This is a genomic window from Streptomyces sp. NPDC007872 (genome assembly GCF_042868165.1).
Classification (GTDB): Bacteria; Actinomycetota; Actinomycetes; order Streptomycetales; family Streptomycetaceae; genus Streptomyces.
Genome location: NZ_JBIAEA010000002.1, coordinates 253527 through 276961, shown reverse-complemented (window position 1 = coordinate 276961; position 23435 = coordinate 253527). Strand labels below are relative to the sequence as shown.

Annotated in this window: 18 protein-coding genes; 6 read left to right on the top strand and 12 right to left on the bottom strand. The window is 74.4% G+C overall.

Translation table 11 applies throughout. The annotated features are described in order from the left end of the window. Positions 1–35 precede the first annotated feature (35 nt). The 4 genes from ACFYNX_RS06450 to ACFYNX_RS06435 all read right to left on the bottom strand — a co-directional run bounded on the left by ACFYNX_RS06450 (position 36) and on the right by ACFYNX_RS06435 (position 5761). On the bottom strand, positions 36–2066 hold the full coding sequence (locus tag ACFYNX_RS06450) for a helix-turn-helix domain-containing protein (RefSeq protein ID WP_388658325.1): 2031 nt from the start codon (positions 2064–2066) through the stop codon (positions 36–38). 225 nt (positions 2067–2291) lie between these two features. After that, a complete protein-coding gene (locus ACFYNX_RS06445; RefSeq protein WP_365538449.1) occupies positions 2292–3173 on the bottom strand; it encodes an AfsR/SARP family transcriptional regulator in 882 nt (293 codons plus the stop codon). A 354-nt stretch (positions 3174–3527) separates the two neighbouring features. Beyond that, a complete protein-coding gene (locus tag ACFYNX_RS06440) occupies positions 3528–3992 on the bottom strand; it encodes a DUF1772 domain-containing protein (protein WP_388658322.1) in 465 nt (154 codons plus the stop codon). A 158-nt stretch (positions 3993–4150) separates the two neighbouring features. After that, positions 4151–5761 (bottom strand): von Willebrand factor type A domain-containing protein, encoded by a 1611-nt coding sequence (locus tag ACFYNX_RS06435; protein ID WP_388658320.1) that lies wholly within the window; start codon positions 5759–5761, stop codon positions 4151–4153. A gap of 215 nt (positions 5762–5976) precedes the next feature. Here ACFYNX_RS06435 and ACFYNX_RS06430 point away from each other — a divergent pair, with 215 nt between their 5' ends. Next, a complete protein-coding gene (locus tag ACFYNX_RS06430; RefSeq protein ID WP_365538457.1) occupies positions 5977–6702 on the top strand; it encodes a DNA-binding response regulator in 726 nt (241 codons plus the stop codon). A gap of 15 nt (positions 6703–6717) precedes the next feature. Here the strand turns inward: ACFYNX_RS06430 and ACFYNX_RS06425 are convergent, their stop codons facing one another. Together ACFYNX_RS06425 and ACFYNX_RS06420 are read right to left on the bottom strand one after the other, a co-directional pair. Next, positions 6718–7614, bottom strand: a complete 897-nt coding sequence (locus ACFYNX_RS06425) for an ABC transporter permease (protein ID WP_388658317.1) — start codon at positions 7612–7614, stop codon at positions 6718–6720. After that, positions 7611–10367: a CocE/NonD family hydrolase gene (locus tag ACFYNX_RS06420; protein WP_388658314.1), complete on the bottom strand. Its 2757-nt coding sequence runs from the start codon at positions 10365–10367 to the stop codon at positions 7611–7613. Before ACFYNX_RS06420 ends, ACFYNX_RS06425 begins: the two co-directional genes overlap by 4 nt. Positions 10368–10497: 130 nt before the next feature. Here ACFYNX_RS06420 and ACFYNX_RS06415 point away from each other — a divergent pair, with 130 nt between their 5' ends. After that, on the top strand, positions 10498–10914 hold the full coding sequence (locus ACFYNX_RS06415; RefSeq protein ID WP_388659732.1) for a GNAT family N-acetyltransferase: 417 nt from the start codon (positions 10498–10500) through the stop codon (positions 10912–10914). A gap of 58 nt (positions 10915–10972) precedes the next feature. Here the strand turns inward: ACFYNX_RS06415 and mmsA are convergent, their stop codons facing one another. From mmsA to iolC, 4 genes are all read right to left on the bottom strand, one after another. After that, positions 10973–12484: a CoA-acylating methylmalonate-semialdehyde dehydrogenase gene (gene mmsA, locus ACFYNX_RS06410; protein WP_388658311.1), complete on the bottom strand. Its 1512-nt coding sequence runs from the start codon at positions 12482–12484 to the stop codon at positions 10973–10975. 14 nt (positions 12485–12498) lie between these two features. After that, on the bottom strand, positions 12499–14361 hold the full coding sequence (iolD, locus tag ACFYNX_RS06405; protein WP_388658308.1) for a 3D-(3,5/4)-trihydroxycyclohexane-1,2-dione acylhydrolase (decyclizing): 1863 nt from the start codon (positions 14359–14361) through the stop codon (positions 12499–12501). A 64-nt stretch (positions 14362–14425) separates the two neighbouring features. Next, positions 14426–15280 carry a 5-deoxy-glucuronate isomerase gene (gene iolB / locus ACFYNX_RS06400; protein WP_388658305.1) on the bottom strand — a complete coding sequence of 285 codons (855 nt, stop codon included), beginning with the start codon at positions 15278–15280 and terminating at the stop codon, positions 14426–14428. Between the two features lie 11 nt (positions 15281–15291). Then, complete coding sequence (gene iolC, locus ACFYNX_RS06395) at positions 15292–16311, bottom strand: 5-dehydro-2-deoxygluconokinase (RefSeq protein ID WP_388659729.1); 1020 nt, start codon at positions 16309–16311, stop codon at positions 15292–15294. 159 nt (positions 16312–16470) lie between these two features. On the opposite strand from iolC, the gene ACFYNX_RS06390 reads away from it, so the two are divergent. Both ACFYNX_RS06390 and ACFYNX_RS06385 read left to right on the top strand, forming a co-directional pair. Continuing rightward, positions 16471–17397, top strand: a complete 927-nt coding sequence (locus ACFYNX_RS06390) for a sugar phosphate isomerase/epimerase family protein (RefSeq protein WP_388658302.1) — start codon at positions 16471–16473, stop codon at positions 17395–17397. A gap of 274 nt (positions 17398–17671) precedes the next feature. After that, the gene (locus ACFYNX_RS06385; RefSeq protein ID WP_125668083.1) at positions 17672–17869 is read left to right on the top strand and encodes an AlpA family transcriptional regulator; all 198 of its coding nucleotides are present in this window, start codon (positions 17672–17674) and stop codon (positions 17867–17869) included. A 237-nt stretch (positions 17870–18106) separates the two neighbouring features. On the opposite strand, the gene ACFYNX_RS06380 is transcribed toward ACFYNX_RS06385, so the two are convergent. Continuing rightward, a complete protein-coding gene (locus tag ACFYNX_RS06380; RefSeq protein WP_388658299.1) occupies positions 18107–20482 on the bottom strand; it encodes an MMPL family transporter in 2376 nt (791 codons plus the stop codon). A 165-nt stretch (positions 20483–20647) separates the two neighbouring features. Here ACFYNX_RS06380 and ACFYNX_RS06375 point away from each other — a divergent pair, with 165 nt between their 5' ends. Continuing rightward, positions 20648–21313, top strand: coding sequence for a TetR/AcrR family transcriptional regulator (locus ACFYNX_RS06375; protein WP_365538475.1), 666 nt, complete (start codon positions 20648–20650; stop codon positions 21311–21313). Here the strand turns inward: ACFYNX_RS06375 and ACFYNX_RS06370 are convergent. Further along, positions 21291–22511, bottom strand: a complete 1221-nt coding sequence (locus tag ACFYNX_RS06370; protein ID WP_388658296.1) for a cation:proton antiporter — start codon at positions 22509–22511, stop codon at positions 21291–21293. The two genes, ACFYNX_RS06375 and ACFYNX_RS06370, sit on opposite strands and share 23 nt — an antisense overlap. A gap of 129 nt (positions 22512–22640) precedes the next feature. Here ACFYNX_RS06370 and ACFYNX_RS06365 point away from each other — a divergent pair, with 129 nt between their 5' ends. Beyond that, entirely contained in the window at positions 22641–22865 is a 225-nt protein-coding gene (locus ACFYNX_RS06365) for a heavy-metal-associated domain-containing protein (RefSeq protein ID WP_388658293.1), read from the top strand. Positions 22866–23435: the final 570 nt, after the last annotated feature.

Genomic DNA, 23435 nt, shown 5'->3' with positions numbered 1-23435 from the left:
ACCCGGTGTCACGCCCCGGACCGGGCGCCGTCCCGTCAGGCGCCGCGCTCCGGCGGGCGGGGCGGTTCGGGTGCGACGCGGCCGCGGGCCAGGGCCTCCCGGGTGCGCTGGAGCCGGAGCGCGAGCTGGACCTCCAGGACCTGGCCGGGCTTCTGCCACTCGGGGCCGAGGAGTTCGCCGATCCGCTCCAGGCGGCGGGAGACCGTGTTGGGGTGGACGTGCAGCGCCTCGGCCGCGTTCGTCGGGCTGCCGCCCGAGGCGAAGTACGCCTCCAGGGTGTGCGTGAGGTCGGTGAACCGTTCGGCGTCGTAGGCGAGCACGGGCCCGATCGCCGACTCCACGAAGCCGTCCACGTCGTTGTCGTCGGAGAGCAGCAGCCCCAGGAAGCCCAGGTCCCGCACGGAGGCCGCGGAGCCGGTGCCGCCGAGGGCGCTCATCGCGTCGAGGCAGCGCCAGGCCTCCCGGTGCATCCGCCCGACGGCGTCCGGGCTCCAGCCGGGTCCGGCGGAGGCGACGGAGACGGGGTGGCCGAGCAGCGGGGAGAGTTCGGCGGCGACGGCCCTGGCGGCGGCCGAGGCGTCGTCCCCCGGCAGCAGCAGCACGATGCAGCCGCCCTGCACGGTCTTCAGACCGGAGAGGCGGTACGCGTACGAGGACGCCCACACGACCGCACGGCCCTGCTCGCCGCCCTCGGGCCGGGCGAGCACGAGGACGTGCGGCCGGCGCAGGTCGACGCCGAGGCGGCCGGCCCGCTGGGCGATCTGCTGCGGCGCGTGCGGCGGGTCCGCGATGAGGTCGTCGAGGAGTTCGTCGCGGACGGGGCCTTCGGCGACGGCGGTGGAGCGCCGCATCAGGAGGAGGAAGGCGACGGACTGGGCGGCGAGTTCGAGGAGCCGTTCGTCCTCGCCGGTGAGTCCGCCGTCGGCGTGGACGACGAGGCCGCCGAGGTCCTCGGAGCCCGCGATGACGGGCGCGACCCAGACGTCGTCGGCGGCGAGGACCGGGCGGCGGCGGGCGTGGGCGTCGAGCGAGGCCTTCTCGACGGCCTCTTCGACGGCCTCCTGGTCGAGGCCGGGGACGTCGCCGACGGCGGCGAGCGACCGGCCGCCGGGGTCGCGGATCAGGACGCTCGCGTCGAGGGCGTCGGCGGCGGCCTTGGCCACGTTGCGCAGGTCGCCGCCCGCGAGGACGAGGTTCATGATGCGGCCGTGGGCCTCGCTGACGTGCCGCATCCGGGTGAGCCGGGTGCGCACCCGGGCGCTGTCCCGCTCCAGTTCGGAGACCTCGGCCCGGGTCCGGTCGAGGAGGCCGGCCTTCTCGACGGCGAGGGCGGCCAGGTCCGCGAGCCCGGCGAGGAGCCCGATCTCCTCGGAGGTGTGGTGGCGGACGCGCCGGTCCGCCCCGAACAGGGTGCCGATGACGGTCTCGCCGCTGCGCAGCGGCGCGGCCACGATCGCGTGGAGCCCCTCGGCGCGCAGGGCGGCTTCGGCGTCCTCGTCGAAGGCGGGTGCGTGGACGCCCGCGTCGAGGGATCCCGAGGGGGCGAACCGCTCGTCGGCGAGGTAGTCCGGGGTCCAGACGGGCACGCCGTGGAGCTGGACGGCGCCGCCGAGTCCGTACCCCTCGGCGATCCGGAGGCCGGGGGCCAGGCGCGGTCCCCCGGACCGGCCGGGGCGGGTGCCCTCGGTGGTGTGGACGTAGCAGGCGCCGTGCGGGCCGCGCAGGGTGACGTACGCCAGGTCGAGGCCGAGGAGCCGGCGGGCGCGGCGGGTGATGACGTGCAGCAGGCCGTCGAGGTCGTAGGAGAGGGTCAGGTCGCGGGCGGTGTCGGTGAGGGCGTCGAGTCCGGCCTCGCGGCGCGCGTCCTGGGCGCGTTCGGCGTTGATCTGCCCGGCGAGGACGGCGGCTCGCTCCAGGCGGTCGAGGTCCGCGCGGTCGAGGCCGCCGCTGCGGGCCTCGTCGAGGAGGGCGTCGAAGCGGGCGGGCGGGGCCTGCCGGGCGAGGAGTTCGAGGACCGCGAGCAGCGGGTCGGCACCACCGGCTCCGTCCGCGCCGTGCGTGGTCATGGTCCGAGCTCCCGTATGTCGAGCGAAATCGGGCACCTCGGAGGAAACCCGTCCTGTCCGCCGAAACTAATTCGGCTTCGGAAGCCGGTCAACGGTGAGTTGCCGCACTTCATTCCCACCGGGGAGCCGGACGGGGCCGGGTGGCGGCCCGTCACGGCGCTCGGCCGTGATCCGCCGGACGAAGCCGGTCGTGACCGTGTTCCGCCGGGCGGGCCAGGTTGTCCGTCAGCCGAAGGAGCCGGCCGGGACGAGGCGGGGACGGGGCGGGGCGTACTGCGTGGGGATGCGGAGGCCGAGGCCGGGGCGGCCCGCGGTGTGGCGCACGGCCAGGACCGAGCGCTGGAGGCGGCGCAGCCGGGCCGAGGGCTCCCTGCCGCTCTCCGCCGCGAGGGCGAGGCGCAGCCGCTCGTACGCGGTGAGGGCCTCGTCGTGCCGGCCGCAGCGCAGCAGGGCGGCCATGAGGTGGGCGTGGAGGGGCTCGTTGGTGCGGTAGCGGGCGACGAGTCCGGTGAGCTCCGGGACGAGTTCGGCGTGCCGGCCGAGGCCGAGCTGTGCTTCGAGCCACTGGTCGAGGACGCTGAGCCGGGAGGCTTCGAGGCGCTCGATCTCCCGGCGGAGGCGGGGTCCCGCGGCGACGCCCGCGTAGGGGTCGCCGCGCCACAGGGCGAGGGCCTCGCCGAGGCGGAGCGCGGCACGGGAGAGGTCGCCGGCCTCCATGGCGCGGTAGCCGGCGCCGGCCGCGCGCTCGAACTGCCAGACGTCGTGGGCGCCGCCGCCGGTGTCGAGCCGGTAGCCGCCGGGCTGGGCGACGAGGACCGCGTCGGCGGTGCGCCGGTCGGACCAGTGGGCCCGCGGGTCGGCGGGGCCGGCGGCGCGCAGGGCGTCCGCGACGAGGGCGCGCAGCCCGGCTATGTGGGCCTGGAGCTCCGCGCGGGCGCCGCGGGGCGCGCCGGACGGCCACAGCTCCTCGGTCAGGACCGTCACGGGGACGACCTGGTCGGCACTGGCCGTGAGCAGGGCGAGCACCTGCCGGGGGGCTGCCGCCGTCGGGGTGATCGACACCCCGTTCTCACGTACCGACAGTCCCCCCAGGATCCGGACGTCCACCTTGCCCCCTCAGTGCCTGTGCGGTGTCTGCGCGCGGGATGACTCTCGATGATTAGAAAAGACCCCCGTAGGCATGTCAATAAGAAACCGGAGGGTACGGAATCATCTCCCGGGATATCGGGGTGATTCACCCCCTTTGTCGTGCTATTAGGGCGTCGGATTTTCGTCACTGGCCGAGATCGCACCCGTGGCGAAAGACTGTTTCCGGACTCGGGGGTACGCTTTCGGGGGTCCACCGGAGGGTGCGGAGGGGTCCCGACCCGCGACTTCGCGCCACAAACAGACGGCCCGGTACGGTTTCCCGCGGGGTCGCGGGACGGGTCGCCGGAGCGCCGTCGGGACGTCGGCGGGGTGTCAGCGGAGCACGGCGGCGGCGGTGAGCAGGCCGAAGGAGACCGTGATCAGGACCGTGCGGGCGCGGTGGAAGGCGTTCCAGCGCGCCTCGAAGGCGGCCCGGACCGGCGCGGGGTCGTCCGCGGGGGCGCTCGCCAGGGCGTTGTTGAGGGGGATGTTGCCGCCGAGGGTGACCAGGTGGTTGAGGACCGCGCACACGAGCCCCGCGAGGAGGAGCCACTTCTGCGCGTCCGTGCGCCCGTCGGCGGGGACGAGGAGCGCGGCGGCGGGGAGGGCGGCCACGCCGAGGAAGACGGCGAGGAACACGGCCCTCGGCACGCACTCGTTGATCCGGCGCATCGCCGTGACGAACTCCGCGTCCGTCAGGCGGGCGAGCGCGGGCATGACGCCGGTCAGGAAGATCAGCATGAAACCGGCGTGGAGGCCGGTGCAGACGACGGCGAGGGCGAGCAGCAGGGTGGCCATGCGGCCATTCTGTCCCGCTGCCCGCCGCTCACGGGGGGCGTACGCGTCAGGTGTGCACGTCGGTCGTACGGGGCGGGTCGGTCGTACGGGGCGGGCGCGGGCACCGGTCGTACGGGGCCGGTACGGGCGCCGGTCGTACGAAGCCGGTGCGGGCGCCGCTAGCTGTACGGGTCGCCCGAGCGCAGCTCCCCCTCCCCCGTCCCGCCCGGCTCCGACGGGTCGGCCACCGGGCCGCGCAGGGTCTCCGCCCGCCGTACCGACTCGGCGAGTTCCCGCACCACCGCCGAGCCGGAGCGCTCGGCGATCGCGTCGGCGTGCCGCGCGAGCGTCCCGAGCGCGGGCGTCCCCGGCAGCGAGCCGCCCCGCAGGACGTCCGCGAAGTAGGCGGCGATCGCGGTCAGTTGGAGGCTGTCGTGGCCGCCGCCCCAGACGTCGGCGGTCAGCGCGCCGGTCGCGACGGTGCCGGAGCGCTCGCGCGGGGCCCGGGTGGCGGGGTCGAGCCAGCGGACGGTGGCGGTGGCGACGGTCCCGGTCGCCCCGGGCCTGGTCCTGACCGCGTACAGCGCGGTGACCGTGTGGCCGGCCCCGATCTCGCCGCCGTCGACCCGGTCGTTCCGGAAGTCCTCGTCGGCGACCTCCCGGTTCTCGTACCCGATCAGCCGGAACTTCTCGACGGTCCGCCGGTCGAAGGCGACCTGCGCCTTGGCGTCGCGGGCGCGCAGCTCGACGTGGGCGGGGAGTTGGTCGACGAAGACCTTGCGGGCCTGCGCCGCGCTGGAGACGTACGTCGTCTGGCCGTCGCCCCTGTCGGCGAGCCTCTCCATGAACGCGTCGCCGAACTCGCTGCCGACGCCGACGCCGAAGAGGGTGATCCCGTACTCCCGGCGCTCCTCCCCGATGCGGGCGAGGATCGTCTCCGCCTCGGTGGAGCCGGTGTTGGCGAGGGCGTCGGAGAGCAGGACGACCCGGTTGGTGGCGCCCTTGCGGTGTCCCTGGACGGCGACGTCGTAGCCGGTGCGGACACCCGCTTCGACGTTGGTGGAGGCGCCGGTGGCCAGGGAGTCCACCACGTCGCGGATCCGGTTCCGGGCCTCCCCGACGCGGGTCATGGGCAGCCGGGTCTCGGCCTCGGAGCTGAAGGTGACGAGCGCGATCGAGTCGTCGTCGCGGAGTTCGCCGACGAGCAGTCCGAGGGACTCCTTGACGAGGTCGAGCCGCCCCGGCTCGTCCATGGAGCCGGAGACGTCGACGACGAAGGTGAGCGCGGCGGGCGGGCGTTCGCCGCCCCGGTCCGCGCCCCGGGTGGCGAGCCCGACCCTGACCAGGGACCAGCCGTCCCGTCCGGTGCGGGCGCCGTCGAGGGTGACGCCGAAGCCGTCGTCGGCGGGGCGCTCGTAGTCCGGGCGGAAGCTGTTGACGAACTCCTCGGGGCGCACGGTCGCCGGATCGGGCAGCCGTCCCTCGGCGAGGGCGCGCCGGGCGTATCCGTACGAGGCGGTGTCCACGTCCAGGGCGAAGGTGGACAGGTGGTCGGGCGCGGGCGACGGGGGCCGCCGCCCGCCCTCCTCGGGGTGCGCCGTCCCGCCGCGCCCGCCGTCGGGGAGGGCCGGCGCGGTGGGGCGGCTCTCCTTCGTGCTCCGGTCGGCGGTGCCCCCGCCGCCGGAGGCGCCGCAGCCGGTGAGGACGATCCCGGCGGCGAGCAACCCCGCGATCGCGGCCGGGAGCCGGGCCCCGCGGGACCGGGTCCCGCCCGTCTCTCGTCGTTCCATGTCCATCTCCCCCTCTTCGCACGGCACTTGTGAATGTGACGAACGGGGGCGCCGGAAAGAGCAGTCGGAGCGGTTGCGGATGGATCTCGATGCGGCAACGGCGACACGGGTGAACCCCGGTGGCATGGATTCGCCATCCTTCTCAACAGGGGTTGTCACCGTGTGCAGTCGCATGCGTACATGGAGTGGACATCGATCGGCGGGGGTGGTCAGCGGTGGCAGAGAGCGCGGGCTCCGTGGTGCTCGCCCGTTCGGGGATGAACCGGGCCGTGACCGAAGGACAGCGGCCCGCGGGGCGTCCGGTCCGGGGGGCGCGGCGCATCAGTGCCGCGCTCGCCGGGCTGGCCGCCTCCACCCGGCACGAGCTGTTGACCTTCGACGACCCGGTCGCGTCCGCGGGCTACGCGATCCCCGAGCCGTTCCTGGAGCTGGCGGGAGCGTGCATGCGGGCCGCGGCGGAGCGGGCCGACGAGGTGCGCAGGATCGTCCCGAGGCACGCGCTGCCCCGGATCGGGGACGGCCTCCGGGTCCCCGGCCAGGCCCGTCTGGCGGAGTCGATCCCGTTCAAGATGATCCTGGTCGACCGGACGGTGGCGGCGGTCCCGCTCGACCTGGAGCTGCTCTACAACGGGCTGCTGCTGATCCGGGACCCGGTGGTGGTGCAGGCCCTCGTCCGGGCCCACCAGGTCTGCTGGGCGCTGGCCGAGGACCCGGCGGCGTACACGGTGCCGTCCCCGTCCCCGCCGCCGGACGACCTGCCGCCCCCGCTGCGGCCGGTGCTCGACGCCCTCGTCGCGGGGCTCACGGACGAGACGGCGGCGGCCCGGCTCGGCATGTCCGCGCGGACCTACAGCCGCCGGGTCGGCGAGCTGATGGCGGCCCTCGGCACGACGAGCCGCTTCCGCGCGGGCGCGGAAGCGGCTCGAAGGGGGTGGTTGTGAGGGCCGTTCACCCGGTCAGGACACGATGTCCTTGCGGGCGAAGCCCCGGAAGGCGAGGGCGAAGAGGACCAGGGCGTACGTCAGGGAGATCGCCGTGCCCTTCACCATGCCGCCCCACTCCAGTTGGGGCTGGAGGGCGTCGATCCAGGCGAACTGCCAGTGCGCGGGGAGGAAGTCGCGCCAGTCTCCGAGCGCGGTGACGGCGTCCAGGACGTTGCCGACGATGGTGAGGCCGACGGCGCCGCCCACCGCGCCGAGCGGGGCGTCGGTGCGGGTGGACAGCCAGAAGGCGAGCCCGGCGGTGACCAGTTGGGAGGCGAAGACGAAGGCGGTGGCGATCCCGATCCTGAGCAGGGCGTCCCCGGCCGGCACCGAGCCGCCGGTCGGCAACTGGAGCGGCCCCCAGCCGTAGGCGACCGTGCCCGCCGCCAGGGCCACCAGCGGGAGGAGGACCATCGCGGCCGCGCTGTAGGCGAGCGCGACCGCCAGCTTGGAGGCGAGGAGCCGGGAGCGGGGCACGGGCGCGGCGAGAAGGTACCGCAGCGAGGACCAGCTCGCCTCGGAGGCGACCGTGTCCCCGCAGAACAGCGCCACGGGCACGACGAGGAGGAAGCCGGCCGAGACGAAGAGGCAGGTGGCCGCGAAGTTGGCGCCCGAGGTGGTCGCCGTGTCGATCAGGGTGACGCGGCCCTCGCGGTCGCCGTCCCCGGTGCCGCCGATCGCGAAGGCCGCGATCAGGACGAACGGCAGGGCGATCAGGATCGCGCCCATCACCAGGGTGCGGCGCCGCTTCCACTGGCGCAGGGCCTCGACGCGCAGGGGCAGGGTGCGTCCCGGGCGGTAGCCGGGGGCGGACTCCGGCGCGCCGGCGGGTCCCTCGGTCGGCAGGGTGCTGGGGGTGGCGCTGCTCATGCGGCTCCTCCTCCGATCAGGGTCAGGAACGCGTCCTCCAGGCGCCGGTGCGGTCCGACCCCGGTCAGCGGCACGTCCAGGCGGACGAGTTCGCCGATGAGGGCGGTCGCGTCGGCGCCGTCGAGCCGGACCAGGAGTCCGCCGTCGGTGCGGGCGGCCGAGCCGACGCCCGGCAGGGCGGCGATCTTCTCGACGAGGGCGTCGGGGGCGGGCGGGACGGGGGTGCCGTCGGGGGTGCGTTCGGCGAGGGTGACGAGGAGGGTGTCGCCGGAGCCGGTGATCTCCGCGACGGGCCCGGCCTGCACCAGTTGTCCCCGGTCCATGACGACGAGGTGGGTGCAGGACTGCTCGACCTCCGCCAGGAGGTGGCTGGAGACGATGACGGTGCGGCCCCCGGCCGCGTACCGGATCATCACCTCGCGCATCTCACGGATCTGCGGCGGGTCGAGGCCGTTGGTCGGCTCGTCCAGGATCAGCAGGTCCGGCAGGCCGAGCATGGCCTGGGCGAGGGCGAGGCGCTGGCGCATGCCCTGCGAGTAGGTGCGCACGGCGCGTTCCAGGGCGCCGCCCAGGTTCGCGATCCGCAGGGCCTCGTCGACGTGGGCGTCCTCGGCGGGACGGCCGGTGGCCTTCCAGTACAGGTCGAGGTTCTCCCGGCCCGACAGGTGCGGCAGGAACCCGGCGCCCTCGACGAAGGCGCCGACGCGGGAGAGGACCGGGGCGCCGGGCCGGATCGCCTGGCCGAAGACCCGGATCTCGCCCTCGTCGGGGGCGATGAGGCCCATCAGCATGCGCAGGGTGGTGGTCTTGCCGGCGCCGTTCGGGCCGAGGAGGCCGAGGACCTGGCCCTGCTCGACGCGGAAGGAGAGGTCCTTGACGCTGTACCGCTCGCCGCCCTTGTACTTCTTGGAGAGTCCCGTGATCTGGAGCGGTACGGGGGCGAGTGCCGGGTCGGGGGCGGGCGCGGCGGTCCTGCGGCGGGCCGTCAGGAGCAGGACGGCGGCGACGGCCAGGCCGATCAGCGGCAGGCCCCACACCCACCGGGGCAGGGCGGCGGCCTGGGTGGCGAGGCCCGGCGCGGTGGGGACGGTGAGCGGTCCCCGGACGGCGACGGTGTAGGCGGCGGGGGCGGCCGGGGAGGCGTAGCCGAGGTCGGTGGCGGCGACGACGAGCCGCAACCGGTGCCCGGCCTCCACCTCGTGGTCGATCGCGGGCAGCGTCAGGGTGACGTCGCGGCCCGCGCGGGCGTCCTCGACGCGGACGGGGGCGACGAGCTGGGCGGGCAGCACCTGCTGCCGGCCGTCGGGGCCGACGTCGTACACCTTGGCGAAGAGGACGGCGGAGCCGTCGGCGGCGGTCGAGGTGACCTTGACGCGGACGGTCGGCGCGCCGGTGATCCGGAGCGCCCCGGTCTGCGGCTTCGCGTCGAAGCGGGCGTGCTGGCCGGGGAAGTCGAGGGAGAGGCCGACGCCGAGGGAGGAGAGGCCGGAGAGTCCGCCGCCGAGGCCGGGGACGGCGGAGACGGCGGGCGGGGCGCCGCCCGGCGGGTTGGCGAAGGTCTGCGGGGCGCCGCCGAGGGCCAGGGCCGTGGTGCCGGAGGCGAGGCCCGGGTAGCGGTCGGCGGTCGCGGCGCGCAGGGTCGCCCGGCCGTTGGTGGAGTCGACGCCGCCGGTGCGGCTGACGCGGAAGGCGGGGCCGGTGTCCACGGAGGCGTCCCGCTTCAGCCAGCGGTCGAACCAGGCGCCGACGCGCCGCTCGACGCGCTCGGTCTCCTGGTCGCCGCCGTCGTGGCCGCCGGAGGTCCAGTCGACGGCGACGGGGGCGCCGTTGGCGGCGAGGGCCCGGGCCGTGGCGTCGGACTGGGCCAGGGTGAACAGCGAGTCGGACTGGCCCTGCACGAGGAGCGCGGGCACCTTGATCCGGCCGCCGACGGCCGAGGGGCTGCGGGCTTCGAGGAGCGCGCGGGCGGCGGCGTCGGGCTTCCCGGAGACGGCGACGCGCTGGTAGAGCGCGCACAGCTCGGCGGTGAACCGCCCGCAGGCGGGGGCCTTGGAAGCAGGGGCCTTGGAGGCGGCGGCCTTCCCGGCCCCGGCGGCCGGGGCCTCTCCGGTGGCCGGCCCGTCCCCCGCACCCGGCAGGCTCCCGGTCCCCGCCCCGTTCCCGGCGGAGAAGAAGATCCCGGCCCAGAGCTTCTTGAAGACGCCGTCCGGGAAGAGGGCGTCGGCGAGGTTCCAGTACGTGATCCGGGGGGCGATCGCGTCGACGCGCGGGTCGTGTCCGGCGGCGAGCAGGGAGATCGCGCCGCCGTAGGAGGCTCCGCTGACGCCGACGCGCGGATCGCCCGCTCCGTCGAGGAGGACCTCGGGCCGGTCGGCGAGCCAGTCGACGAGCCGGCTGACGTCCTTCACCTCGCGGTCGGGGTCGTTGAGGCCGATCTCCCCGGTGGAGGCGCCGAAGCCGCGGGCGGACCAGGTGAGGACGGCGTACCCGTCGCGGGCGAGGCCCTCGGCCTGGGCGCGGACGTCGTTTTTGGAGCCGCCGAAGCCGTGCCCGAGCAGGACGGCGGGCCTGCGTCCGTCGCCGTCGCCGGTGAAGTACGAGGTGTCGAGCCGTACGCCGTCGACGTCGAGCGTCCGGTCCGCGCGGTGCACGGGCGGTGGATCGTCCGAGGCGACGGCGGTCCAGGTGCCGGCACCCGCGAGGACGGTGAGCGCGGCGGTGACCGCGGCCCACCGGGGAAGTCGGAGTCGCATGGTCCCGAGCCTAAGCGGCGCCCCTGTGGACCGCGGCGACCCGAAGACGGAGGTCCCGCACCTCCTGGGGTCGTACGGAGTACGGTCCGCGTACCGCAGGCGCGGTACGAGGATCCCGGGAGGAAACGTGATCGAGGTCCGGCGGGCGACGACGGTGGCCGAGCTGGTCGCGGCGGAGCACCTCTACGACGGCCCGGCGCGGGAGGAGTGGGCGGCCCGCTTCCTGGCGGCGCCGGGCCACCTGATGCTGATCGCCTACACGGCGGACGGCTTCCCGGCCGGTTTCGTGTCCGGGGTCGAGATGACCCACCCGGACAAGGGCACGGAGATGTGCCTCTACGAACTGTCCGTGGACGAGGCGCACCGCCGCCGCGGCACGGGCCGCGCCCTGACGGAGGCCCTCCTCGCGGCCGCCCGGGAACGCGGCTGCCACGGCGCCTGGGTGGGCGTGGACACGGACAACGCCCCCGCCCTCGCGACCTACCGCACGACCGGGGCGGCGGACGAGGGGGTGTTCGCGATGCTGGGCTGGGAGCTCCCGGAGTGAGGAAGCCCGGGGCCCGGAGTGCGGTTGCCGCACTCCGGGCCCCGGGCGACCGTCCGCGTCAGTGGTTGCGCGGGAAGCCCAGGTCGACGCCCGCCGGGGCGTCGGAGGGGTCGGGCCAGCGGGTGGTGACGACCTTGCCGCGGGTGTAGAAGTGCACGCCGTCGTTGCCGTAGATGTGGTGGTCGCCGAAGAGCGAGTCCTTCCAGCCGCCGAAGGAGTGGTAGCCCACCGGGACCGGGATCGGGACGTTGACGCCGACCATGCCGGCCTCGACCTCGAGCTGGAAGCGGCGGGCCGCGCCGCCGTCGCGGGTGAAGATCGCGGTGCCGTTGCCGAACGGCGAGGCGTTGATGAGGGCGAGGCCCTCCTCGTACGTCTCGGCGCGCAGCACGCAGAGGACCGGGCCGAAGATCTCGTCCTGGTAGGCCTTGGCCGTGGTGGGGACGCGGTCGAGGAGGGAGAGGCCGATCCAGTGCCCGTCCTCGTGGCCCTCGACCGTGTAGCCGGTGCCGTCGAGGACGACCTCGCAGCCCTCGTCCGCCGCGCCGTGGACGTAGGAGGCGACCTTGTCGCGGTGGACGGCCGTGATGAGCGGGCCCATCTCGGAGGTCGGGTCGGTGCCGGGGCCGATCTTGATCTTCTCGGCGCGCTCGCGGATCTTGTCCACCAGCTCGTCGCCGACGGAGCCGACGGCCACGACCGCCGAGATCGCCATGCAGCGCTCGCCCGCGGAGCCGTACGCCGCCGAGACGGCCGCGTCGGCCGCCGCGTCGAGGTCGGCGTCCGGGAGGACCAGCATGTGGTTCTTGGCGCCGCCGAGCGCCTGGACGCGCTTGCCGTTGGCGGAGGCGGTGGTGTGGATGTGCCGCGCGATCGGGGTCGAACCCACGAAGGAGACCGCCGCCACGTCCGGGTGCTCCAGGAGGCGGTCCACGGACACCTTGTCGCCGTGCAGGACGTTGAAGACGCCGTCCGGCAGACCGGCCTCGGCGAGCAGCTCCGCGATCTTCAGGGACGGGGAGGGGTCCTTCTCGCTCGGCTTGAGGATGAAGGTGTTGCCGGTCGCGATGGCGATCGGGAACATCCACATCGGCACCATGGCCGGGAAGTTGAAGGGCGTGATGCCGGCGACGACGCCGACCGGCTGGCGGATGGACGCCACGTCGACGCGGTTCGACACCTGGGTCGAGAGCTCGCCCTTGAGCTGGGTGGTGATGCCGCAGGCCAGGTCGACGATCTCCAGGCCGCGCGCGACCTCGCCGAGCGCGTCCGAGTGCACCTTGCCGTGCTCGGCGACGATCAGCTCGGCGATGGCGTCGCGGTTGGCGTCGAGCAGCGCGCGGAACTTGAACAGGATCGTGGTGCGCTGGGCCAGCGAGGAGGTGCCCCAGGTGGCGAAGGCGGCCTTGGCGGCGGCCACCGCCGCGTCGACCTCCTCCACGGAGGCGAGCGCGACCCGGGTGGTCACGGCGCCGGTGGCCGGGTCGGTGACCGGACCCCAGTTGCCCGACGTGCCCTCGACGGTCTTGCCACCGATCCAGTGGTCGACGGTCTTGACGGTGTTCGTCATGACGAAATGCTCCTTCAGAGATGGCGGCGTCGGGCGGTGACGTGCCGGTCGTACTCCTCCCGGGCCTCGACCGCCGCCTTGCGGGTCGCGATCTCGGCCACGGGCACATCCCACCACGCCGGGGCCGGAGGCGGGCCCGACACTGTGTCGGGCGTTTCGGTCTCGACGTAGACACATGTGGGAACCGTCGCCGCCCGCGCCTCCCCGAGGGCTTCTCGCAGGTCACGGATGGTGCGGGGGCGCAGCACCCGCATGCCGAGGGAGGCGGCGTTGGCACCGAGGTCGACGGGGAGCGGCGGTCCGGTGAAGCCGCCGTCCGCGTCCCGGTACCGGTAGTCGGTGCCGTACCGCTCGGCCCCGACGGCCTCCGAGAGGCCGCCGATGGAGGCGTAGCCGTGGTTCTGGAGGACGACGAGCCGCAGCGGCAGGCGCTCCTGCACGGCGGTGACGATCTCGGTGGGATTCATCAGGTACGTCCCGTCCCCGACGAGCGCCCAGACGGGCCGGCCGGGGGCGGCGAGGAGGACGCCGATCGCGGCGGGGATCTCGTATCCCATGCAGGAGTAGCCGTACTCGACGTGGTACTGGTCGGCCGAGCGGGGCCGCCACAGCTTGTGGAGGTCGCCCGGGAGCGATCCGGCGGCGTTGATCAGGATGTCGCTCGCGTCGACCAGGGTGTCGAGTGCGCCGAGGACCTGGGTCTGGGTGGGGCGGGCGTCCTCGTCGGGGACGGCGTAGGCGGCGTCCACCCGCTCCTGCCACCGCCGTTTGGACGCGGCCCACCTCCCCGTGTCCCGCCGGTGGTCGCCCAGGGCCTCCGTGAGGGCGGTCAGCCCCTCCCGGGCGTCGGCGACGAGCGGAAGCGCGGCCTGCTTGTGGGCGTCGAAGCCGGTGACGTTGAGGTTGAGGAAGCGGGCGGCCTCGGGGAAAAGGGTGCCGGAGGCGGTGGTGAAGTCGGTGTGGCGGGTGCCGACGCCGATGACGAGGTCGGCGGCGCGGGCCAGGGCGGCGGCGGTCTCCGTACCGGTGTGGCCGACGCCGCCCACGTCGCAGGGGTGGTCGTACGGCAGGACGCCCTTGCCGGCCTGGGTGGTGGCGACGGGCAGGCCGGTCCGCTCGGCGAAGGTCCGCAGGGCGTCCTCGGCGCCGCTGTGCCGCACCCCGCCGCCCGCGACGACCAGGGGCCGCTCGGCGGACCGCACGGCCCGTACGGCGGCGTCCAGCTCGTCCCGGTCGGGGCGGGGGCGGCGGACCCGCCAGGTCCGCTCGGCGAAGAACTCCCCGGGCCAGTCGTACGCCTCCGCCTGCACGTCCTGGGGCAGGGCGAGGGTCACGGCGCCGGTCGCGGCCGGGTCGGTGAGGACCCGTACGGCTTCCAGGGCGGCCGGGACCAGGGCCTCGGGGCGGCCGACCCGGTCGAAGTACGCGGAGACGGGCCGCAGGCAGTCGTTGACGGACACGTCCCCGGCGTAGGGGAGTTGGAGCTGCTGGAGGACGGGGTCGGCCGGCCGGGTCGCGAAGGTGTCGCCGGGGAGGAGCAGGACGGGCAGGTGGTTGATCGTGGCGAGGGCGGCGCCGGTGACGAGGTTGGTGGCGCCGGGGCCGATGGAGGTGGTGACGGCGTGCGCGGAGAGGCGGCGGGACTGGCGGGCGTAGCCGACGGCGGCGTGGACCATGGCCTGTTCGTTGCGGCCCTGGTGGAAGGGCATGAGCGCCGGGTGCTCGACGAGCGCCTGCCCGATCCCAGCGACGTTCCCGTGGCCGAAGATCCCCCAGGTGGCGGCGATCAGACGGCGGCGCTCGCCGTCGCGCTCGGTGTACTGGGCGGCGAGGAAGCGGACGAGGGCCTGGGCGGTGGTGAGCCGGACGGTGCTCATGCGGGCCTCCGCGTGGGCTCCGGGGACGGCCGGGGGCCGCTCGTGCGGACGCCTTCGTTCTCGTTCACGCGTACCCCTCCGTGTGGTCCGGGTGGAAGCTGATCCTCCACGCGCGTTCGGGTCCGGGGCCCGCCATGACGTTGAGGTAGTAGAGGTCGTGGCCCGGCTGGGCGATCGAGGGGCCGTGCCAGCCGTCGGGGACGAGGACCGCGTCGCCGTCGCGGACCTCGGCGAGCAGGTCGGCGCCGCCGGGCCGGGAGGGCGAGATCCGCTGGTAGGCGAGGCCGTGCGGGCCCCGGACCTCGTAGTAGTAGATCTCCTCCAGGACGGCCTCGGCGCCGGCGCGGTGCTCGTCGTGCTTGTGCGGCGGGTAGGAGGACCAGTGGCCGCCGGGCGTGACGACCTCGACCGCGATGAGCCGGTCGCAGGCGAAGGCGTCGGCGGAGGCGAAGTTCCGCACCTCGCGGGCGCGGTCGCCGCTGCCCCGGGTCTCGACGGGAACCTCCGGCGCGGGACCGTAGCGGGCGGGGAGTCGTCGCTCGCACTTCGCTCCTGCCAAAGCGAAGCGGCCCCCCGCGCCGGAGGCGATCTGGGCGTGGGCGTCGCACGGTACGTAGGCGAAGTCGGTCACCCCGTCGAACACGCTCGCGCGGCCCAGGAGTTCGAAGATCTCGCCGTCGACGCGCACGCTACAGGCACCGGCGAGGGGAAGCACGGTCCATTCGGAATCCCCGCTCCCGAAGGAGTGGGTCTCCCCCGGCCCGAGGGTGAGGACGCGGAGCGCGGAGTACGTCCATCCGGCCCGCGCGGGATCGACGTCGACCGCGTACGGCCCCCGGGCGGCGGTCCCGGCGGGGAGGTGGAGCGACGGGGGGCGGGGGGCGGGACGCCCGGGGTGCGGGCTCGGGCTCGGGCTCATGGCGGACATCCCTACCCCCTTTCCGGAGGCGTTCCCGTGCGGATCGTTCCCGTGCCCCCGGCCAGGGCCTCCGCGATCTCCGCCGGGTCCGGCATGGCGGAGGAGCAGGCGAGCCGGCCCGCGACGATCGCGCCGGCGGCGTTGGCGTGGCGCAGGGTCCGTTCGAGGTCCCAGCCGGCGAGGAGACCGTGGACGAGCGCCCCGCCGAACGCGTCGCCCGCGCCCAGACCGTTGACGACCTCCACCGGCAGCGGCGGCGCCTCGGCGCGGGTGCCGTCGGCGGCGAGCGCGAGGACGCCCTCCGGGCCCTGCTTGACGACGGCGAGCCGGACGGCGCCGCCGTCGGAGGCGAGCAGGGCGCGGGCGGCGGCCTCCGGGTCGCGCTCCCCGGTCGCGACCTCGCACTCGTCGAGGTTGCCGACGGCGACGGTGGCGTGGCGCAGGGCCTCGGCGTAGTACGGGCGGGCCTCGGCCGGGTCCGCCCAGAACATCGGCCGCCAGTCCAGGTCGAAGACGGTGGCCTCCCGGCCGGTCCCGCCCTCCCCGCCGTACCCGCCGCCCCCGTCTCCGCCCCCGTGCTCCGACCTGGCCCGGAGCGCCTCCAGGGTCGCGGCGCGGCTCGGCTCGGCGCACAGGCCGGTGCCGGTGGCCCAGAAGACCCGGGCGGCGCGGATCGCGTCGAGGTCCAGCTCGTGCGGGTGGATCTCCAGGTCCGGGGCCTTGGGCAGCCGGTAGAAGTAGAGCGGGAAGTCGTCGGGCGGGAAGACCTCGCAGAAGGTGACGGGGGTGGGATGTGCGGCGACCTCGGTCACCCAGCGGTCGTCCACGCCGAAGGCCTTCAGCTCCCGGTGCAGGAAGGTGCCGAAGGGGTCGGCGCCGGTGCGGGAGACGAGCGCGGTGCGGCGGCCGAGCCGGGCGGCGGCGACGGCCACGTTGGCCGGGGAGCCGCCGAGGAACTTGCCGAAGCTCTCGACCCGGTCGAGCCCGACGCCGGTCTGGAGCGGATAGAGGTCCACCCCGAGGCGCCCCATGGTGATCAGGTCGTACGGCTCCGTCTCCACGCGCCACCTTTCGCCCTCGGCCCCGTTCCCAGGTCTAACTCCCTACCCTGGGGGTGTCAACGACATGTCCGGACATGCGGACCACCGGCACGCTTGACGGTGTTCCCGGCCGGGGTCAGGGTGGCTGTCATGACGAAGCCGTCCCCGCAGACCTCGTCCCCGCCGCCGTCCCGGATCCGGGTCGGATCCGCTCCCGACTCGTGGGGCGTGTGGTTCCCCGACGATCCCCGGCAGGTGCCCTGGCAGCGCTTCCTCGACGAGGTGGCGGGCGCGGGGTACGAGTGGATCGAGCTCGGTCCGTACGGCTATCTGCCCACCGATCCGGCGGTCCTCGCGGAGGAGACCGCCCGGCGCGGCCTGCGGGTCTCGGCGGGGACGGTCTTCACCGGCCTGCACCACGGCCCGGACGTCTGGGAGCGGACCTGGGCGCACGTCGCCGAGAACGCGGCCCTGGCGCAGGCGATGGGGGCGGGCCACCTGGTCGTCATCCCGTCGTTCTGGCGGGACGACCGGACGGGCGAGGTCCTGGAGGATCCGGTCCTGACCGCCGGTCAGTGGCGGGACCTGACCCGCCTGACGGAGCGTCTGGGCCGGGAGGTGCACGAGCGGTACGGGCTGCGGATCGTGGTCCACCCGCACGCCGACACGCACCTGGACGGCGAGGAGAGCGTGACGCGCTTCCTCGACGCCACCGACCCGGAGGCCGTCGCGCTCTGCCTGGACACCGGGCACTACGCGTACGCCGGCGGGGACAGCGTCGCGCTGATCGAGGCCTACGGGGAGCGGATCGGCTATCTGCACCTGAAGCAGGTCGATCCGGCGGTCCTGGCGGAGGTGGTCGCCGAGGGGACGCCGTTCGGTCCCGCGGTGGCGCGGGGCGTGATGTGCGAGCCGCCGGCCGGGGTGCCCGCCCTGGAGCCGGTGCTCGCCGCCGCCCGCGCCCTGGACGTGGACCTCTTCGCCATCGTCGAGCAGGACATGTACCCGTGCGACCCGGACGTCCCGTACCCGATCGCGCTGCGGACCCGGGGCTTCCTGCGCTCCTGCGGAGTGTGACCGGGCCCGTACCGCGCCCCTACCCTCCCGGGCCGGGGTGGCGCACGGGGACACACCGGCGGCCCGATGCGTCACTTCTGTCACGTGCGTCCCGGCTTCGTCACGCTTTTCTCCGTTACGCGGGTTTCCCGTCACAGGCGCGTGACAGCCGTTCCCCTCCCGTCTGAAGGGGTCGTTGCAGGGGGCACAGGCTCAGTGATCGCCAACGCCCACCCGCAGCGCCCCCGAACGGCACCCCCGCCGCCGCTGCGCGGTGCGCAGGGAGGTGCCAGGCATGACGGACAAGAGGCTCTGGACGTACAAGGACATCGCGGCGCACATCCGGGTGCAGCCGGACACCGTCCGCTCCTACCGGAAGCACGGGCTGCTCCCACCGCCCGACCACGTCGAGTCGGGCAAGCCCTTCTGGTACGCGGACACGATCCGCGCCTGGGTCGCGAGCCGCCCCGGCAACCGGGCCCGTCGCGACTGACCCGGACGCCGTGGAGGAGCGGGCCGGCCCGGGGACGCCCCCGGACCGGCCCGCTCCTCATGACCTTCCGGCCTTGTCGCGGGCGAGGAGGTCGCCCTTGCCGTCCGCGCGGGTCGGGGTGAGCCGGGTGATCAGCGTGTACGCGTCCCAGCCGTCGCCGCCCCGAACACCACCGGCGCCACACCGACGGCCAGGGCCGTACGCACGTGTGTCACGAAATCATCCGCCTTGTTCCCGTCAAGAACGGAGAGAGGTCACCTCCCGCCGCTTCTCGGACACTTCTTCCACGCTCGAAAGAGATGCGCGGTTGCGCGCGTCCGACTCGCTGACGCCGAAGCGGTCGTGGAAGCGGCGCAGCGGTCCCGGGGCCCACCAGGTGAGGCGGCCGGTCAGCTTCATCGCGGAGGGGACGAGGAGGCTGCGGACCACCATCGCGTCCATGAGGACGGCGAGGGCCACCCCGAGGCCGAGCATCTTGGTGTTGGTGACGCGGGCGGTGCCGATGGCGACCATGACGACGGCGAGGATGACGGCGGCGGCGGTGATCAGGCCGCCGGTGCGGCTCAGGCCGAAGCGGACGGAGTGCTCGTGGTCGCCGGTGGCGTCGTACTCCTCCTTGATCCGGGAGAGCAGGAACACCCCGTAGTCCATGGAGAGTCCGAAGGCCACGCAGAACATGAGCACGGGCAGGGTGGTCTCGATGTCGCCGGTGGGGGTGAAGCCGAGGAGGCCGGAGAGGTGGCCCTCCTGGAAGACCCACACGACGGCGCCGAACATGGCCGTGAGGCTCAGGGCGTTGAGGACGACGGCCTGGATCGGGATGAGGACGCTGCCGGTGAGCAGGAAGACCAGGAGCAGGGTGACGAGGGCGATGATCCCCGCCGCCCAGGGCAGCCGCTCGCCTATGGCGTCCTTGGAGTCGACCAGGACGGCGGCCGGTCCGGTGACGGAGGTGTCGAAGGGGGCCTCGGCGGCGCGCAGTTCGCCGACGACCCGCTGGGCCCCGGCGCCGACGGTCTCGCCGTCGGGCACGACGGTGAAGTAGGCGGGGGCGCCGCCGCCCGCGGTGACCGGCCCGTCGGCCCGGCCGACGCCGTCGAGGGCCGCGATCCGCTCGCGGTAGGCCGCGTACTGCCCGGGGGTGGCCGGTCCCTCGGCGAGGACGGTGATTCCGCCGCCGGGGTCGCCGGGGAAGCCGTCCCGCAGCTCGTCCTGGACGACCCGGGAGGAGGCGGTGGCGGGGAGCTGGCGGTCGTCCGCCGTACCGAACTCCACGCCGAGGAAGGGCAGTCCGAGGAGGACGAGTCCGGCGGTGGTGAGGACGGCGAAGACGGGCGCCCTGCGCATCACCAGGCCGGCGGCGCGCGCCCAGCCCGCGCCGGAGGCGTCCTTCCGGGGTTCCCGGCCGCGCCGGACCGGGCGCCGCAGATCGAGGGCGTCGACCCGGTGGCCGAGCAGCACGAGGGCCGCCGGGAGCAGGGTGAGGGCGGCGGTGGCGGCGAGCAGGACGACCGCGATCCCGGCGTACGCGAAGGAGCGCAGGAAGTACTGCGGGAAGACCAGCATCGCGGCGAGCGAGACGGCGACGGTCAGGGCGGAGAAGAGCACGGTCCGCCCGGCGGTGCGCAGGGTGGTGCGGACGGCGGTGTGCGCGTCGGCGCCGGCGGCGAGTTCCTCGCGGTAGCGGCGGACGACGAACAGGGCGTAGTCGATGGCGAGTCCGAGGCCGAGCGCGGTGGTCAGGTTCTGCGCGAAGACGGAGACGTCGGTGAACTCGGTGAGGCCGCGCAGGATCGCGTTGGTGCCGAGGATGGCGACGATGCCGACGCCGAGGGGCAGCAGGGCGGCGACGGCGCTGCCGAAGACCATGACGAGCAGGACGAGGGTGAGGGGCAGGGCGATGAGCTCGGCCCGCAGCAGGTCCTCCTCGATGAGCGTCTGCATCTCGTGGCGGACGGCGAGCTCGCCGCCGAGCGAGACCTCCACGGGGCCGTGGGCGCCGCGGTAGGCAGGGGCGATCCGGTCGAGGACGGCTGCGGCCTCCTTCTCCTCGCCGGTGATCCGGGCGGCGATCACGGCCTTGCGGCCGTCCTCGGAGCGGAGGGCGGGCGAGCCGGTGGACCAGTAGGAGCCGACGCCCTCGACGCCCGGTTCGGCGTCGAGCCGCTCGGCGAGGCGGCGGGCCTCGGCGGCGACGGCCGGGGCGTCGGTCCCGGCGGTGCCGGAGTCGACGAGGAGGAGCAGGTTCGGCCGGGAGCCCGGGAAGTGCCGCTCCAGGGTCTCGGAGGCGTACGTGGACTCGGCGGCCGGGTCCTCCCAGCCGCCGCTGCCCATGCGGTCCGCGACCCCGCCGCCGGCCAGGACGGCGAGGGCGGTGAGCACGAGGGCGACGAGCAGGGTGAGCCGGGGCCGCGCGGTCACGAACCGCGTCCAGCCCCCGCTCCGGGCCCCGGCACTCGGCGCCCCGCCGCGTCGGGCCCCGGGCCGGGAAGCCGCCCCCTCGCCGGTCCGCGCGCCGACACCGGCCGCGCGACCGCCCCCCGCCCCGTCCCCACCTGCGGTTTCTCCCCCGCCGCCGGCCGCGCCGGGTGCTGTTTTCTTGACTTCGGCCATGACGCGGTGTCCCCTTCACCTGACCCGTGCGCACACGCTTCCCGGCAGGACGCACGGGTCACCCATTGCCATAGACTGGCAAACACGAGCGATCACTCGCGTTTCCCAAGAATGCGAGCGACCTCTCGTGTTTGTCAAACGGGTCGAGAAGAGCTGGGGACAGTCATGTCCGAGGACACGTCCGAAGAACCGAAGCCGCGCCGCCGTCAGGCGCGGGGCGAGCGCCGCATCGCGCAGTTGCTCCAGGCCGCCGCGAACGTCTTCTGCGCGAACGGCTACACGGCGACCAGCACCAACGCGATCGCCCGCGAGGCGCACGTCTCGCCCGGCACGCTCTACCAGTACTTCCCGAACAAGGAGGCCATCGCGATCGAGCTGGGCGAGCGCCTCCTGCACGACATGCGGGAGGCGCACGGCCAGGCGTTCACGGCGGAGAACCTCACCCTGCCGCTGCCCGGACTGCTCGACGCCGTCGTGGATCCGCTGATCGAGTTCAACTGTGCCAACCCGGCCTTCCTCGCCCTGATGCACGGCTCCGACGTCCCCGGCCGGATCGCCGAGGAGCACGACGAGCTCCACGCGACCCTGCTCACCCGGGTGGAGGAGGTCATCGCCCACTACGCGCCCGCGTTGTCCGCCGCCGACCGGAGCCGGACCGCCGGGATGGCCTTCGCCGCCTTCAAGGGGGGCCTGGACCTCGTCCTCGCCGCACCCGAGGGCCCCGAGCGGGACGCCACGGTCGCCGAGCTGAAGACCCTCCTCCTGCGTTACCTCTCCCCTCTGGTCGAGCAGTCGGCGGAGCCCCCGGTCACCACGTCTCCGAGCCGCTGACCGGGTCGGAGGACGGCACCTTCCCCCCGGCCCGCCCCCGCCCCCGCAGCTTCGTCGCGAGCAGCGGGAAGACGAGGACCGAGACCATGCCGGCCCCGACGAGCGCCGCCGACTCGCCCGCCGTCAGCTCGCCGTCCTCCACGCCGATGGCGGTGATCGCGACGACGAGCGGCAGCGCGGTGGAGCCGTAGAGCACGAGCCCCCGCCGGTCCGCGCGGCCGAGGTCGCGCGGGGCGAGGAACCACACGGGCCCGCCGCGCACGACCAGGAAGAGCAGCAGGAAGACCGGCAGCAGGAGCAGGTTCCGGCCCCCGTCGAGGAGCGCGGACAGGTCGAACTCGATCCCGGTGACGACGAAGAAGACCGGGACGAGGAAGCCGAACCCGACGCCCTCGACCTTCTCCAGGATCCGCGGGCCGGACTCGGGCGCGGCCCCGGCCAGCACGAGCCGGGTGATCAGTCCGGCCGCGAAGGCGCCGAGCAGCACGTCGAGCCCGAGCGCCTGCGAGGCCCCCAGCATCAGGGCGAGCAGCAGGAAGACGAACCGGACCGCGAACTGGCCGCTGGTGTCCAGGGTCCTGGCGACGACCCGGGAGAACCACGGCGGGCGCGGGCGCAGCGCCCAGAGGACCGCCAGGGCCGTGAGCGCCGCGAAGACCGCGAGGAGCACCGTGGACTCGCCCGCGCCACGCCCGCTGAGCAGCAGGGCCATGGCGATGACCGGCCCGAACTCGCCGACCGAGCCGAAGGCCATGACGACCGAGCCGAACCGCCCGTGCAGGTCGCCCGCGTCCCGCAGCACCGGCAGGACCGTGCCGAGGGCCGTGCTCGTCAGGGCCACCCCGATGAAGACCCCCTTGGCGTAGCCGCCGCCGAGCAGGACCCCGACGCCGAGGCCGAGGGCGAGGGCGGCGACCCAGGCCCACACGGCGCGCCGGAGGGTGTCGCCGCGGACCTCGCCGAACTCGATCTCGTACCCGGCGAGGAAGATCAGCATGGTGAGGCCGAGCTGGGAGAGGCCGTCGACCAGGGCGTCCGTGTGGGCCCAGTCGAGGACGTCGGGGCCGACGAGGACGCCGAGCAGGATCTCGAAGACGACGAGCGGAACCGGGATCCTGCGGCCCGCGGCGTAGGCGAGCAGGGGCGCCAGGACGGCGATCGTCATGATGAGGATCAGGGAGTTCCCCGAAGGTGACATGTCGGGTATCTACCATGGACTCCGGCCCGGATCCCTCATTCGGCGCGGCGCGGACGCGACTGGAATTCATACCCCCTAGGGGTATAAGCTCGATCTCCGTAAGGCTTCGCAACCCACGAGGAGAACGCCATGGCCGCAGAGACGCAGACCGGACTCACCACCGTCTACCAGGTCAAGGGCATGACCTGCGGGCACTGCGAGGGCGCCGTCTCCGGCGAGATCTCCGCGCTCCCCGGCGTCACCTCCGTCACGGCCGTCGCCAAGACCGGCGAGGTCACCGTCGTCTCCGAGGCCCCGCTCGACCGCGAGGCCGTGCGCGCCGCCGTGGACGAGGCCGGTTACGAGCTGGTCTGACCGCCGGGCGCGGGTGGCCGGACCACGGGTCCGACCACCGGGCCGCCGGCGCTTCGCGGGGTCGTACCGTCACCGGGTACGGCCCCGCTTCCGCGCGTAACCCCTGGTGGCGTCCACGATCACCGAGCCGACGGCCGGTGGCACGACCTGCGTCGCCCTCGCCGCCCGGGTCTCGTCGGGCGGGTCTCGTCGGCCGGGCCTTCGGCCACGACGCGGCCGCGCCGCCGCTCGCGGCGGCCGGACCGCTCCATCCGATGGGTGCGGGGCTCGCGATGGCCCTTTCGTCCCTGTTCGTCGCGTTCTGCGGCCTGCGGTCCCGGCGGTTCACGTGAGTTCACCTACACGTGACGCACAGGACCTTCACACCGAGACCTAGATCACAGATATTGTGGGGTAACCATCTGGGCTGTTCGTGAGTCTAAGTGGGCGATGCCGAGAACGTCTTGGGGGACGTTCATGGGATGTCTTGGGGGACGTTCCAGGCAAGCGTTTGGCCGGGGCACGTGCACCGGGGAGCTTTGAGCGGCCCTCCCGTACGCGTACCCCGGCATACCGCGTCGCGCCCGATCC